We start from the raw sequence: 14294 nt of genomic DNA, 5'->3' as shown, positions 1-14294 counted from the left end.
CGACGCTGCGCGAAGGCGACGTTGTCATACTCGACAACCTGTCGAGCCACAAAGCCCCGGCCGCAGCGGCGTCCCTACGCGCGATTGGTGCATGGTTCCTGTTCCTGCCACCCTACAGCCCAGATCTGAATCCCATCGAGATGGCCTTCTCGAAACTCAAGACACTGATCAGGAAGGCCGCCGCGCGAACCTATGACCAACTCTGGGCCGCCGTCGGACAGGTCTGCAACCTCTTCTCGGACGAAGAATGCTACAACTACTTCAAAGCCGCAGGCTATGAGGCCGATTAAACGCGACACGCTCTAGAGCGTTGCAAATCCATGGATAAGCTGGCGCAGGCCGAGCCATGCGCCGATTGCGATAGCGCCGAGTGTCAGCGGGGCCGAAAAGGCCAGCAGGGAGAAGGCCGAGAGTCCCTGGCCGACGGAGCAACCGATTGCAATTGCGCCACCGAAGCCCATCAGGGTCGCGCCGCCGATCTGTCGACGCAATTCGCGCGGGTCCTCGCAGGCTTCCCAGCGGAAATGGCCACGGCGGAGGGAGCCGATGCAGGCACCGCAGAGCACGCCGGCCACGGAGCCGACGCCGAAATTGAGCTTCATGCCCGAGGCCAGCATCACGTAGAGCACCGTGTCGCCAAGCGGGGCGGAAAATGTGTGGCTCTCGACCGGGACGGCGCCCAGGCTGCGGTCGGCGACAAAGGCCGTCGCGGCCCATCCGGCGGTGATCGACAGGCCGACCACGGCGGCCCAGAACAGGGCGCCTTTTTCGCTGCGCATGCGCGCGGGCGCGAGAGAGGCGGCGAGGATCATGGCGCCAAAGCCCATGCCGATGGGGATGGGGGAGAGCCCTGTCGTTTCGGCGAGCAGATGGGCGAATCCGGCCGGCGCATCGCTGGCCCAAAGACCTTCCGGGAAGATTTGCACCCGCAACGCGGCAAATGGGCCGGAGATGACGGAATAGGCGGCGATGGCCATCACGAGCACGATGACGAAGGCGCGCAGGTCGCCACCGCCGACACGTGCCAGCACGCCGTAGCCGCAATTGCCGGCCAGCGCCATGCCATAGCCGAAGATAAGCCCGCCGGCGACATGCGCGACGGGGTTCCAGCCATTGTTGAGATAGAAACTGTCCTGAAAATCCAGCAGGCCGACGCCGGCCAGTCCGAAGGAACCGAGCACGGCCGTGCCGATCGCGATGCCCCACATGCGCAGGCGGATATCGGAACCGCCATAAAGCGCGTCTTCTATGGCGCCAAGCGTACAAAAGCGGCCCAAACGAGCCGCTAGGCCCAATCCAAGGCCGCCGAAAAATCCGAGAATGGCCACAAGCGCGGCATCTCCCAGGGTGTCACCCATTCACAGCCCTCCCCAGCTGGCCGGCCGGGGTCGGGCATCTGGCGCACCCTTTTAAACCGGCCTAGCAGGTGTCGCCTTCCTTGCAGAACAGCTCGTAGACGACCTCGAGTATCTTGCGCGGCCGATCGTCGGTCAAGCTGTAGTAAATCGTCTTGCCATCGCGCCGCGGCTGCACGAGCCCCTCGAGGCGCAGCCGGGAAAGTTGCTGGGACACCGCCGCCTGGCGGGCCGAGAGCAGCTTTTCAAGCTCCGTCACCGATTTCTCGCCCGATACCAGGTGGCACAGGATCATCAACCGGCCTTCATGACTGATGGCCTTGAGAAAGTTCGAGGCCTGTGTGGCATTGGTGACTATCTGGTCAATCTCGTCATCGGTGGTAAGGCTAGTGATGACCGGGAGCACCGATTCAAGATTCTGGGCTGTCAGGTCTTCCATTTTGTTTCCATCCCGTTCGCAATCCCAGATCGCATCCGGAGGGCCGCCATTTCAACTGCGGACCCTGATTGTCGGCCCTTCGGGCGCGGTTTGAGGCAATTTCACCATAATGCACGGTGAAACACCCCGCGAATCCCCCCTCTCGTCCGATCTCAACTGCCGTCCACGGACGGTGCGATGTAATCGGTCTGTTCCAGAAGCATCCGTTCCAGAAGCCCCCAGAAGAAATCTTCCCCCGGATATCCCTCAAGCCGGGAGATTTCCACACCCGCCGTATCGACGAGCACGAAAGTCGGGGTGAAGTTCACCCGTCTTTGCAGCTTGAGCTTTTTCATCTCTTTGCCGCCAAGTTCCACGCGACGCAGGGGCGCATAGACGCCTTCCGCCGTTTTCGGATAGATCGGCCCGATCTCGGCATTCCAGCGGGCGCAATAATGGCATCCCGCCTGTTGCACCATGACAAGCTCTATCGCCCATGCCGGCAACGCGGCAAAGGCAAATACGACCCCGGCAACGGCCGGGCGCAGGAGCTTGGCGATCTGTGGCATTCTCGTCCAATTGACTGTCGCGCTAACACCAACATAATCTGAATGTGTGAATGGGACAAGGGAGAGGATTCATGCCCGAGGTATCCTGGGCTGGGGCGGCGTTGGCCGGGCTGTTGTCATTCCTGTCCCCCTGTATCCTGCCGATCGTGCCGTTCTACCTGTCCTACATGGCTGGAACAGGCATGCACCAGATCACCGCCGAAGGCGCGATCCCGCCGGATGTGCGGCGACGCGCGGTGATCTCGGCGATCTTCTTTTCGCTCGGCATCCTGACGATCTTCATGGCGCTCGGCGCCTCGGCCTCGGCCTTCGGGCAGTTGGTCGGGCAGTATATGGACATCCTGCGGATCGTCGCCGCGGCCATCATCATCGTCATGGGGATGCATTTTCTCGGCGTGATCCGAATCGGGTTTCTCTATCGGCAGTTCCGGGCCGAGGCTGGCGATACGTCGAACGTCTCCTGGCTGGGGGCCTACGTGATCGGGCTTGCCTTCGCCTTTGGCTGGACACCCTGCGTCGGCCCGGTGCTGGCGACAATCCTGATGACGGTGGCGATGGATGGCGGCGGCATGGGGCAGGGGGCCGGGATGCTGCTTGTCTATGGACTGGGCATGACCGCGCCTTTTGTGCTGGCGGCGTTTTTCATCGGCCCCTTCATGCGCTGGATGAAAGGATTCCGGAAACACCTGCCGGTCGTCGAGAAGGCGATGGGCGTGCTGCTGATCCTGTTCGGCCTGCTGATCGGAACCAACTCGGTCAACCTGATCGCCGAATGGATGCTGAATTTCGTGCCGACGATCGGATAATCACGGCTTTGTTCAAGGGGAGGACGACATGTTGAAGAGGCTTATTGGCGCCCTGGCTGCGTTAGTTCTGGCCGCGCCGATGGCGCTGGCCGAGATGGGCGATGACGGATTGCACAAGCAACCGTGGATGCGGGACACCTTCAAGGATATGCGCGAGGATCTCGACGAAGCGAATGCCGAGGGCAAGCGGCTGATGCTGATCTTCGAGCAGCGTGGCTGCATCTATTGCAAGAAGATGCACGAGGAGGTGTTCTCGCAGGCGAAGGTCTCCGACTACATCTCAGAGAATTTCTTTGTGGTGCAGTTGAATATGCATGGCGATATCGAGGTGACGGATTTCGATGGCGAGGCGCTGCCGGAGTCGGACATGGCGCGCAAATGGGGCCTGCTGTTCACACCGCTGATTCTGTTCCTGCCTGAAGAGGTTCCCGAGGGCATGGCCGCGAACGCGGCCGCTGTGGCGACGATGCCGGGCGCTTTCAGCGCCAACACCACATACGATCTGCTCCTCTGGGTGAACGAGAAGGTCTATGACACGGGCGAGGATTTCCAGCGTTACCATGCCCGCAAGATCAAGGAACGTGGGGGCGCGCAATAGCGCGATCCGGACGTGGGGCGGAACTTGTCCGCCCCGTGAAGCGATTCCCCCAGACCCTGTGACAAGCCTCGGAGCAGGAGCTTCCATGCAGCGGTGGGAGACCCGATTGGCGAGCCTTTCGATAGGGCTTTTCCGGTGTGTCTCCACCCGATGGGAGAATACGGTTCGAACAGTTTTTGCGCAGACAAACGCAGCATAACTTCGTGGTTAAGCAAGATATTTTCAGGGTGGCGCAACTTTCGATCATGATCTTGGGCCGGTTTGAAATCATTCTTATTGCAAATGGTAATTCAGATAGTTGAATTTGTTGTTGCCTCAGGGGATTTCGGTGCGCTACGTTGTCCCGAGCGAACGGAGGATAATCGCAGCCATCGCGAGAGCGTCGCTACGGGAGGTACTATGAAACGCGCTATTTCCGCGGCAATTGCCGCAACAATTCTGGCAGCCCCTGCCATCGCCGAGACCGTCGCCCCGGGCGACGTTGCCTATGACGAAGCGGGAGCGGTTGCCGCATCCCTGTCGGGGATGCCCGGCAACGCCGAAGAGGGCGCGAAAGTGTTCGGCTCCAAGTCCATTGGCAATTGCGTCTCGTGCCACGAGGTGACGGCGCTGGCGGATGTGCCGTTCCCCGGCAATGTGGGCCCGTCGCTGGATGGCGTCGCGGACCGTTGGTCCGAGGGCGAAATCCGCGGCATCGTTGCAAATGCCAAGAACACCTACGACGGCACCATCATGCCGTCCTTCTACAAGGTCGAAGGCTTCATCCGTCCGGGTGACGCCTACACCGGCAAGGGCATCGCGCTGGACAAGATCGAGCCGCTTTTGACGGCGCAGCAGATCGAAGACCTCGTCGCGTTTCTCGTGACGCTGAAAGAGTAATCAACGAAATCGGCTCCAGGAATGGGGCTGGCAACCAAGGAGAAAGAGATGAATTTCTCACGACGCGAGACGCTGGCCCTTGGCCTTGGCGCCGCCGCGATGGGCTTCATGCCCTTCCGCGTGAACGCCGCCGTCGAAGATGCAATCGCTGCCTTCACCGGTGGTGCGGAAATGGGCGAGGGTGGCCTTACGCTGACCGCCCCCGAGATCGCAGAGAACGGCAACACGGTTCCGATCGGTGTGGACGCTCCCGAAGCCGCTTCGATCCTGATCCTCGCCTCCGGCAACCCGACCCCGGGTGTGGCGGAATTCAAGTTCGGTGAACTGGCCGGCTCGCAAGCCGCCTCGACCCGTATTCGCCTGGCAGGCACGCAGGACGTCGTCGCAATTGCGAAGATGGCCGATGGCAGCTTCGTCAAGACTTCCTCGACCGTGAAGGTCACCATCGGCGGCTGCGGCGGCTGATCGGGTAGAGATTAGGAGAGCAAAAAAATGGCAGATGGTGTCAAGCCCCGCGTCAAGGTGCCGAAATCGGCGGCCGCCGGCGATACGATCACGATCAAGACCCTGATTTCCCACAACATGGAATCGGGTCAGCGCAAGGGCAAGGACGGTAACCTGATCCCGCGCTCGATCATCAATCGCTTCACGTGCGAGTTCAACGGCAAGTCCGTCATCGACGTGACTCTGGAGCCGGCGATCTCGACCAACCCCTATATCGAGTTCGACTCGCTCGTGCCGGAGGAAGGTGAATTCAAGTTCACCTGGTATGACGACGATGGGTCGGTCTACGAAGACAGCAAGAAAATAGCGATCGGCTAAGCCCTTTGGGCAACTGCAGGAAACCCGCCCCGGCACGCATTGTCCGGGGCGGGATGACCCACAGGGAGGACATGACCATGAAATTCAAGGCAATGACGGCGCTCAGCCTGACCCTTGCCGTGGCCGCGGCAGGTAGCGCGAACGCCGACCCGGTCGAAGATGAGCTGATCGTCAACGGTGAGACAGAGATCGTCACCAAGACGGCGGCGCCCGCGCATATGGAAAATATCGACGAGGTGATGTCTGGCTGGCTGTTCCGGGAAAATGACACCCGCGACATGCAGCGCGACGACTTCGACAACCCGGGGATGCTCGCTGTCGAGGCGGCGATGGAAACCTGGGACGAGGTTGAGGGGACCGCGGGCAAGGCCTGTTCGGATTGCCATGGGACTCTCGATGACGACCAGATGGTCGGTATCCGCGCGGTTTATCCGAAGTGGAACGAGAATGCCGGAGAGGTCTGGACGCTGGAAATGGCGATCAATTCCTGCCGGACGGAGCAGATGGGTGCCGAGGCATGGGGATACACCGGCACCGAAATGACCAACATGTCTGCTTTGATGTCCTACGCTTCGCGTGGCGTTCCGGTGAACGTCGCCATCGATGGCCCGGCCCAGCCGACTTGGGAGCAAGGCAAGGAGCTCTACTACACCCGGACCGGGCAACTGGAGCTGTCTTGTGCCAACTGCCATGAGGATAATTACGGCAACATGATCCGTGCCGACCATCTCAGCCAGGGTCAGATCAATGCCTTCCCGGCCTATCGTCTGAAGAACGCCAAGCTGAATTCTGTCCACGACCGCTTCAAGGGCTGCGTGCGCGATACCCGCGCCGAAACCTATTCGCCGGGCAGCCCGGAATTCGTGGCGCTTGAACTTTACGTCGCCTCGCGCGGCAACGGCCTGTCGGTCGAAGGACCGTCCGTCCGCAACTAACCAGATCGGAATGGCCCGCAGCGGGGAAGCTCGCTGCGGGTTTTTTCCGGTCAATTATATTCAAAAACGCGCATGTTTGTCGCATTGACACGGCAGGCCGCGCCCTATCGAGGACAAGAATCGCATGATTTCGCGCCGTGACTTCCTCCAGGTCTCCATGGCCGCATCGGCCATCGTCGGCGGCTCCGGATTTGGCAACTGGGCCCGGCTGGCCGCGCAGCAGGCGCTGACGCAGGACCAGCTCCTGGATTTCGACACTTTCGGCAATGTAACGCTGATCCATGTCACCGATATTCACGCGCAGCTCAAGCCGATCTATTTCCGTGAGCCGGAGATCAACCTTGGCGTGGGCGATGCCCGCGGCCAGATCCCGCATGTCACCGGCGCCGATTTCCGCAAGATGTACGGCATCGAGGACGGATCGCCCTCCGCTTACGCCTTGACATATAACGATTTCGCGGCACTCGGGAAGGAATACGGCAAGGTTGGCGGGCTCGACCGCGTGGCCACCGTCGTGAACTCGATCCGCGCGGCGCGTCCCGATGCGCTGCTGCTGGATGGCGGCGACACCTGGCACGGCTCCTATACCTGCTATCAGACGCAAGGCCAGGACATGGTCAACGTGATGAACAAGCTGGTGCCCGATGCCATGACCTTCCACTGGGAGTTCACTCTCGGCTCCGACCGGGTGCACGAGATCCTCGAAGATCTTCCCTTCGCAGCACTCGGCCAGAACATCTTCGACAAGGAATGGGACGAGCCCAGCGAGAATTTCGAGAGCTACCGCGTCTTTGAGCGGGGAGGCACCAAGATCGCCGTCATCGGCCAGGCCTTCCCCTATATGCCCATCGCCAACCCGGGCTGGATGTTCCCGGAATACAGCTTCGGCATCCGCGACGAGCGCATGCAGGAGATGGTGGACGAGGCGCGCGGCGAGGGTGCGGAGTTGATCGTCGTGCTGTCGCATAACGGTTTCGACGTCGACAAGAAGATGGCCTCCCGCGTGCAGGGCATCGACGTGATCCTCAGCGGCCACACCCATGACGCCGTGCCAGAGCCGGTTCTGGTGGGCGAGACGATCATCATCGCCTCCGGTTCGAACGGCAAGTTCGTCTCCCGCGTCGACCTCGACGTGCGCGATGGCAAGATGATGGGCTTCAAGCACAAGCTGATCCCGATCTTTTCCGACGTGATCGAGCCGGACAAGGAAATGACCGCGCTCATCGACGAGCAGCGCGCGCCCTATCTCGACCAGCTCACCGAGGTGATCGGCCAGCTGGATATGGATTCCGTCCTTTATCGGCGCGGCAATTTCAACGGCTCCTGGGATGACCTGATCTGTGACGCGCTGCTCTCCGAGCGCGAGGCCGACATCGCCATGTCCCCGGGTGTTCGCTGGGGGCCGTCGCTGATGCCGGGCCAGGAGATTACCCGCGAGGATATCTGGAACGTCACCTCCATGACCTATCCCAACGCCTATCGCACGGAAATGACGGGTGAATTCATCCATGTCATCCTCGAAGACGTGGCCGACAACCTGTTCAACACCGATCCCTATTACCAGCAGGGCGGCGACATGGTGCGTATCGGCGGTATGGGCTACGAGATCGACATCACCAAGCCGCAGGGCTCGCGCATCTCCAACATGACGCTGCTCAAGACCGGAGAGGCGATCGACCCGGCCAAGACCTACATGGTTGCCGGCTGGGCGAGCGTGAACGAGGGCACCGAAGGCCCCGAGATCTGGAACGTTGTCGAGAGCCATATCGGCAAGCTCGGCACCGTGAGTTCAAAGCCCAACACCTCCGTGAAGGTGGTTGGCGCCTGATAATCCGACATGTGCCGCCCCGCGAGGGGCGGCGTTTCCACAACAAGGAGGGACATCCCCGATGACCACCAAGCAAAAAGGCAATGGCGCCTCGCGTCGCCAGTTCCTGACCGGGGCCGCGGCTGCCGGGGCCGGTGCCGTGGCTGCCGCCGCCGCCAAGGCCAGCGGACCCGACCCGCTTATCACCGAAATGCAGGACTGGGCCTCGAGCACCGGCGCGGGCGTCGATGCGACGCCTTACGGCATGCCGATCCAGTTCGAGAGCGACGTCGTGCGTCGCAACGTGGAGTGGCTGACCGCCGATACGATCTCCTCGATCAACTTCACGCCGATCCATGCGCTCGACGGCACGATCACGCCGCAGGGCTGCGCTTTCGAACGCCACCATTCCGGCGCCATCGAGCTGCGCAAGGAAGACTACCGGCTGATGATCAACGGTCTCGTCGATCAGGAGCTGGTTTTCACCTACAACGACCTGGAGCGTTTCCCGCGCGAAAACCGCGTCTATTTCTGCGAATGCGCGGCCAATACCGGCATGGAATGGGCCGGCGCCCAGCTCAACGGCGCCCAGTTCACCCATGGCATGATTCACAACATGGAATATTCCGGCGTGAGCTTGCGCACGCTGCTGAACGAGGCCGGCGTGAAGCCCGAGGGCAAGTGGGTCTATGTCGAGGGCGCGGACGCCTCGTCCAACGGTCGTTCGATCCCGCTCGAAAAGGCGCTCGATGACTGCCTCGTGGCCTTCAAGGCCAATGGCGAGGCGCTGCGCATGGAACATGGTTACCCGACCCGCCTCGTCGTTCCTGGCTGGGAAGGCAACATGTGGGTCAAGTGGCTGCGCCGCATCGAGGTAACGGAAGTTGCCGTGGAGAGCCGCGAGGAGACCTCGAAATACACCGATACGCTGGCAAACGGCATCTCGCGCAAATGGACTTGGGAGATGGACGCGAAATCCGTCGTCACCTCGCCCAGCCCGCAAGCGCCGATCAAGCACGGCCCCGGCCCGTTGGTCATCACCGGCCTGGCCTGGTCCGGCCGTGGCGCGATCACCGGTGTCGATGTGACGCTCGATGGCGGCAAGAACTGGCAAAAGGCGCGTCTCGCGGCGCCCGGGCAGTCCAAGGCGCTGACCCGCTTCTATCTCGACATCGAGTGGAACGGCGAAGAGATGTTCCTGCAGAGCCGCGCCCGCGACGAGACCGGCTATGTGCAGCCGACCAAGAACCAGTTGCGCGAAGTGCGTGGCCTGAATTCGATCTATCACAACAACGGCATCCAGACCTGGTGGGTCAAGGCGAACGGGGAGGCCGAAAATGTCGAAATTTCCTAATCAACTTGCGCTGGTGAGCGTGGTCGGCGTTTCGGCCATCGCGCTCTCGGTCGGTCTCTCCGAACGCGCCGCGAACAAGGCCGCAATTGCCGCGCACGAGGCAGCGATGGCCACCGCACAACATGCTGCCGTCCCGCACGAGGCGCCGCCTGCCGAAACGGTTACCGAGGCTGTGGAGCCGGCAGCGGAAGCCGCACCGGTCGAGACAGTCGAAGCCGCTCCGGAAGCCGCCGCGCCGGCTGCCGCGGTTGCCGTCGTGGATGGCTCGACCGACACGCTCGACGGGCAGGGCGATACCGACGTCATGGCCGGCGACGATACTGCCGCGCCCATGGGCAAAATCGGCCTCGGCCGTCCGGCCCTGCCGGAGGAGGTCGCTGCCTGGAACCACGATATCCTGCCTGATGGCACCGGCCTTCCCGATGGCGAAGGCGATGTCTGGACCGGTGAGGAGGTCTTTGCCGATAACTGCGCCGTCTGCCATGGCGACTTTGCCGAAGGCGTCGACAACTGGCCGAAGCTGGCCGGCGGCATGAACACGCTCAACCGCGAGGACCCGCTCAAGACGGTCGGCTCCTACTGGCCGTATCTCTCGACCGCTTTCGACTATGTCCGCCGCTCCATGCCGTTTGGTGCCGCACAGACCATGTCGGATGACGATGTCTATGCCATCGTGGCTTACATCCTCTTCTCGAACGACCTCGTGGATGAAGATTTCGTCCTGTCGAAGGACACCTTCTTCGATGTCGAGATGCCCAATGCCGATGGCTTCATCATCGACGACCGGGCCGAGACCGAGCTGGGCCTGTTCAGTGCAGAACCTTGCATGGAAAACTGCAAGGAGAGCGTGGAGATCACCATGCGTGCCGCGGTTCTCGACGTGACCCCGGATCACGGCGGCGATGACGAAGCGGCTGCCGAAGAGGCCCCGGCGGAAACCGAGATGGCGGCTGCGGAAAGCACACCTGCCGACGAGGCCCCGGTCGTGCAAGCCGCGGCCGAAGAAGCTGCCCCCGTGGCTACTGAAGAGCCTGCAGCTGAAGAAACCGCCGCCGTCGATCCGGCGCTGGTTGCTGATGGCGAAAAGGTCTTCAAGAAGTGCAAGGCCTGTCACCAGGTGGGCGAGGATGCCAAGAACAAGGTCGGTCCGATCCTCAACGGTATTGTCGGGCGCGCAGCCGGCACCGGCGACGACTTCAAGTATTCCAATGCCATGATCGAGGCGGGCGAAGGCGGGCTTGTCTGGAATGACGAGACGCTGGCGGGATACCTCGAAGCCCCCAAGAAGTACATCAAGGGGAACAAGATGTCCTTTGCCGGGCTCAAGAAGGCCGACGATATCGCGGCGATCACCGCCTATCTCAAGGCCCATCCGTAGTGGCGGCGCCGCGAATTTTCGCGGCGCTGGCCGTGACCTTGCTCGCTCCGGCCTTATCTGCCGGGGCGAGCGAATTCGGTGATGTTGAACGCGGCGCCGAATACTGGAAGCAATGCCGTACCTGTCACCGCATTGGTCCCAACGCCTCCAACAAGGTTGGCCCCAATCTCAATTTCATCTTCGGAAGACCTTTCGGCGCGGCCGAGGGGTATCGTTACTCCAAGGCGATGCTCGCCGCCGGCGAGGCGGGGCGCGTCTGGGATCTGGACCAGCTTGATGCCTATATCACCGATCCGCGTGACTTTCTGAAGGGCACCAAGATGACTTTCAAGGGCATCCAGAACCCGCAGGAACGTGCCGATGTGCTCGCTTGGTTGCGCGAGAACTCCGACAATCCGCAGAATATTCCGGAAGCGGCTCCGACGGCGATCGGCACCGATCACAGTGTAGATCCGGCCATTCTCGCAATCGTCGGCGATCCGGAATACGGCGAATACCTTTCCAGCGAATGCCTGACCTGCCACCGCGCCGATGGCGAGATGGAGGGCATCCCCTCGGTCACCGGCTGGCCCGAGGAGGACTTCGTCATCGCCATGCACGCCTACAAGGACAAGGTGCGCGAACATCCCGTGATGCAGATGATGGCCGGGCGGCTGTCGAATGACGAGATCGCATCTCTGGCGACCTATTTCAGGGCGCTCGGAGAATAGCTCCGTTTCGGGGCAACCGGTTGGGGAGCCGGTCATAAAAAAGGGAGGACAAGAAATGAAGCTGAACCGACGGCATTTCATCGGCAGTTCCGCGGCCGCGACGGCCGCGCTTGCCGCGCCAACTGTCTGGGGCGATAACCACGGCAAACCCAGGGTCGTCGTGATCGGCGGCGGGGCAGGGGGCGCGACGGTTGCCCGCTACCTGGCCAAGGACAGCAAGGGCGGCATCGAGGTGACGCTGGTCGAACCCAGCCGCAAATACTACACCTGCTTTTTCTCCAACCTCTATATCGCAGGCTTCCGGGATCTCGCCTCTATCGGCCACAGCTACGGCACGCTGGCTTCCGACTACGGCATCAATGTCATCCACGAATTCGCCATTGGCATCGACCGCGACACGAAGAGGGTGACGCTTTCGAGCGGATCGGTCCTGCCCTATGACCGGCTGGTGCTGGCGCCCGGCATTGATTTCGTCGACGGCGCCATGCCGGGCTGGGATGTCACCGCCCAGAACGCCATGCCCCATGCCTACAAGGGTGGCTCGCAAACGGAACTGCTCAAGCGCCAGATCGAAGCCATGCCCGAGGGCGGGCTGTTCTGCATGATCGCGCCGCCCAACCCGTTTCGCTGCCCGCCGGGACCCTATGAGCGCATCTCGATGATCGCTCACAAGCTCAGCGAGGTGAACCCGACCGCCAAGATCCTGATCGCGGATCCGAAGGAGAAATACTCCAAGCAGGCGTTGTTCGAGGAAGGCTGGCAGGCCCATTACGCCGGCATGATCGACCGGCTCGGTCCCGATTTCGGAGGCGGCAATGTGCGCGTGAACCCGCGTGATATGACGGTCGATATCGATGGCGAGGTGAACAAGGTCGATGTCTGTAACGTGATCCCGGCACAGAAGGCGGGACGGGTTTGCGAGATGGCTGGCGTCACCGAGGGCAACTGGGCGCCGGTCGTTCCCGCAACCATGCAAAGCCGGGTCGACGAGAATATCCACGTGCTCGGCGACGCGACCAACCAGGGCGACATGCCGAAATCGGGCTTCGCTGCCAACAGCCAGGCCAAGGTGGCCGCGATGGCGATCCGCGGTGCGCTGACTGGCTCCAAGGTTTTCCCGGCCAAGTTCACCAATACCTGCTGGTCGCTGATCTCGACTGACAATGGTGTTAAGGTTGGTGCGACCTACGAGGCGACCGAGGAAAAGATCGCCAAGGTGGACGGGTTCATCTCACAGACGGGCGAAGATGCCGAACTGCGCAAGGCGACCTTCGAGGAATCCGTCGGTTGGTATTCGGGCATCACCACCGACATGTTCGGTTGAGCGTGCCTCCAAAAGCCGCCGGGGGCGAGGCCTTCGCCCTCGTGCATTCCAGGGGAACATGTAAATTCAGGGGAAAGACAGATGAAAAAACTTCTTGCCGCCGCAGTTCTGGTCTCGTCGCCGGCTTTCGCTCAGGACATGGTCCTGACCGATTACGATGGCAGCTTTGATGACGCGACCTTTGCAGTCGAAAGCGCTATTGTCGGGCAGGGACTCGTCATCGACTATGTCAGCCACACCGGAGAAATGCTCGCCCGTACCGCCGCGGATGTCGGCAGCGACGTGAAAATCTTCGAGGCCGCGGATATCTTCCTGTTCTGCTCCGCAAAGGTCTCGCGCGCCGTCATGGAAGCGGATCCGATGAACATCGTCCATTGCCCCTACACGGTCTATGTCATCGAGAAGGACGGCAAGGTCGAGGTCGGGCATCGCAGCTACCCCGAAGGCCCGATGCAGCAGGTCGAGGAACTCCTTTCCGGAATCGTTGCCGAGGCCGTTGGCGAGTAAACGACAAAACGGAAACCGCCGGCTCCAATTCGGGCCCGGCGGTCTTTTGAGCAACCTCGTCCGCTATCCGGGAAGGGGCTGTCACGGTGGGGCTTCATCGAGCGTGCACCGAGTGCCTAATCCGGCGGATTGATGGTGCGCTCCTTTCGTCCGTATGCTGCGAAGTGCTGCAGGCGTTGCAACAACCGCCGAAATTGATGCCTTCCGGTACCGTCTACGCGTTTTTTCGAGCGCTGAAGGCCGTTCGGGTTCTGTCGACTTGGCGCCACTCGCGCGCACGCCGCGCCACTCGTCAAAATGACCTGGATTTACGACCCAGCGACTTGCTTTGGAGGGCAGTGGCCTTACCCGGATTTTATCGACAGCACTGAGGTTTGCGCCGGGGAGCACCAAAGGAAATCTCCAAAACTGGATTTCGGCCGTTCCAGAGGCAGCTTCATGACCACGATCCACCCGCGCGTGGATGTCGCCGGTCTGCCGATGCGATCCGACATCCTCAAGTTCGACAGTAAAGCTGATAAGCAATTGATATCGTTTACGTGAGCTGGCGGGAATTGCCACAACAGGCGTCTTTCAGGCGGGTTTTGGGATGTTGAGTGCTTCGAAAAGATTGAGCTGTTCGGGCTGGCTCCTTGAGGTTCCGGTGAAGGTTTTGGTTCCGATGTGCGTGGTGTGCCGCTGGATCCTCGCAAGCAGGTCTAGGGCGGTTCGGGGACTGGCGGATTGCCCTTTGGCTTTCAGGCGCATGCGCATGACGCGGTAGAGGATGAGTGCCAGGAAGCAGATCATCGCGTGGGCGCGAATGCGGTCCGGCAGGCGGTGGTGGACGGGG

Annotated in this window: 16 protein-coding genes and 1 pseudogene; 13 read left to right on the top strand and 4 right to left on the bottom strand. The window is 61.5% G+C overall.

Annotated elements, in window-relative coordinates; genetic code table 11:
* Positions 1-290 (top strand): transposase (locus BLR85_RS25480; protein ID WP_170844761.1); only part of this gene is annotated, 290 nt, incomplete at its 5' end.
* Positions 291-302: 12 nt separating this feature from the next.
* Here the strand turns inward: BLR85_RS25480 and BLR85_RS25475 are convergent.
* From BLR85_RS25475 to BLR85_RS25465, 3 genes are all read right to left on the bottom strand, one after another.
* Complete coding sequence (locus BLR85_RS25475) at positions 303-1358, bottom strand: YeeE/YedE family protein (RefSeq protein ID WP_093164094.1); 1056 nt, start codon at positions 1356-1358, stop codon at positions 303-305.
* Between the two features lie 61 nt (positions 1359-1419).
* Positions 1420-1794: an ArsR/SmtB family transcription factor gene (locus BLR85_RS25470; RefSeq protein ID WP_093164091.1), complete on the bottom strand. Its 375-nt coding sequence runs from the start codon at positions 1792-1794 to the stop codon at positions 1420-1422.
* A 152-nt stretch (positions 1795-1946) separates the two neighbouring features.
* Positions 1947-2342, bottom strand: a complete 396-nt coding sequence (locus BLR85_RS25465) for a thioredoxin family protein (RefSeq protein ID WP_093164088.1) — start codon at positions 2340-2342, stop codon at positions 1947-1949.
* 71 nt (positions 2343-2413) lie between these two features.
* Here BLR85_RS25465 and BLR85_RS25460 point away from each other — a divergent pair, with 71 nt between their 5' ends.
* The 12 genes from BLR85_RS25460 to BLR85_RS25405 all read left to right on the top strand — a co-directional run bounded on the left by BLR85_RS25460 (position 2414) and on the right by BLR85_RS25405 (position 13462).
* Positions 2414-3148 (top strand): cytochrome c biogenesis CcdA family protein, encoded by a 735-nt coding sequence (locus BLR85_RS25460; RefSeq protein WP_093164085.1) that lies wholly within the window; start codon positions 2414-2416, stop codon positions 3146-3148.
* 28 nt (positions 3149-3176) lie between these two features.
* A complete protein-coding gene (locus BLR85_RS25455; protein WP_170844760.1) occupies positions 3177-3746 on the top strand; it encodes a thioredoxin family protein in 570 nt (189 codons plus the stop codon).
* Between the two features lie 399 nt (positions 3747-4145).
* Positions 4146-4625, top strand: coding sequence for a sulfur oxidation c-type cytochrome SoxX (gene soxX, locus BLR85_RS25450; protein ID WP_093164082.1), 480 nt, complete (start codon positions 4146-4148; stop codon positions 4623-4625).
* A gap of 48 nt (positions 4626-4673) precedes the next feature.
* The gene (gene soxY, locus BLR85_RS25445; protein ID WP_093164102.1) at positions 4674-5090 is read left to right on the top strand and encodes a thiosulfate oxidation carrier protein SoxY; all 417 of its coding nucleotides are present in this window, start codon (positions 4674-4676) and stop codon (positions 5088-5090) included.
* A 27-nt stretch (positions 5091-5117) separates the two neighbouring features.
* Positions 5118-5447 (top strand): thiosulfate oxidation carrier complex protein SoxZ, encoded by a 330-nt coding sequence (gene soxZ, locus BLR85_RS25440; protein WP_093164079.1) that lies wholly within the window; start codon positions 5118-5120, stop codon positions 5445-5447.
* Positions 5448-5524: 77 nt separating this feature from the next.
* The gene (gene soxA / locus BLR85_RS25435) at positions 5525-6382 is read left to right on the top strand and encodes a sulfur oxidation c-type cytochrome SoxA (RefSeq protein WP_093164100.1); all 858 of its coding nucleotides are present in this window, start codon (positions 5525-5527) and stop codon (positions 6380-6382) included.
* A 124-nt stretch (positions 6383-6506) separates the two neighbouring features.
* Positions 6507-8210: a thiosulfohydrolase SoxB gene (gene soxB, locus BLR85_RS25430; protein WP_093164076.1), complete on the top strand. Its 1704-nt coding sequence runs from the start codon at positions 6507-6509 to the stop codon at positions 8208-8210.
* Positions 8211-8271: 61 nt separating this feature from the next.
* A complete protein-coding gene (gene soxC / locus BLR85_RS25425) occupies positions 8272-9543 on the top strand; it encodes a sulfite dehydrogenase (RefSeq protein ID WP_093164073.1) in 1272 nt (423 codons plus the stop codon).
* A 304-nt stretch (positions 9544-9847) separates the two neighbouring features.
* On the top strand, positions 9848-10921 hold the full coding sequence (locus BLR85_RS25420) for a c-type cytochrome (RefSeq protein ID WP_093164097.1): 1074 nt from the start codon (positions 9848-9850) through the stop codon (positions 10919-10921).
* The gene (locus tag BLR85_RS25415; RefSeq protein ID WP_093164070.1) at positions 10921-11631 is read left to right on the top strand and encodes a c-type cytochrome; all 711 of its coding nucleotides are present in this window, start codon (positions 10921-10923) and stop codon (positions 11629-11631) included. The genes BLR85_RS25420 and BLR85_RS25415 overlap by 1 nt, the downstream gene beginning before the upstream one ends.
* Before the next feature lie 55 nt (positions 11632-11686).
* A complete protein-coding gene (locus BLR85_RS25410) occupies positions 11687-12955 on the top strand; it encodes an NAD(P)/FAD-dependent oxidoreductase (protein ID WP_093164067.1) in 1269 nt (422 codons plus the stop codon).
* An 81-nt stretch (positions 12956-13036) separates the two neighbouring features.
* A complete protein-coding gene (locus BLR85_RS25405; RefSeq protein WP_093164064.1) occupies positions 13037-13462 on the top strand; it encodes a DUF302 domain-containing protein in 426 nt (141 codons plus the stop codon).
* 573 nt (positions 13463-14035) lie between these two features.
* On the opposite strand, the pseudogene BLR85_RS25395 reads toward BLR85_RS25405, so the two are convergent.
* Positions 14036-14294: pseudogene (locus tag BLR85_RS25395) on the bottom strand (IS1634 family transposase); the annotation flags it as partial.

Origin of the sequence: Aliiruegeria lutimaris (genome assembly GCF_900099935.1) — a bacterium.
Classification (GTDB): Bacteria; Pseudomonadota; Alphaproteobacteria; order Rhodobacterales; family Rhodobacteraceae; genus Tropicimonas; species Tropicimonas lutimaris.
This window is presented reverse-complemented; position numbering and strand designations above follow the sequence as displayed.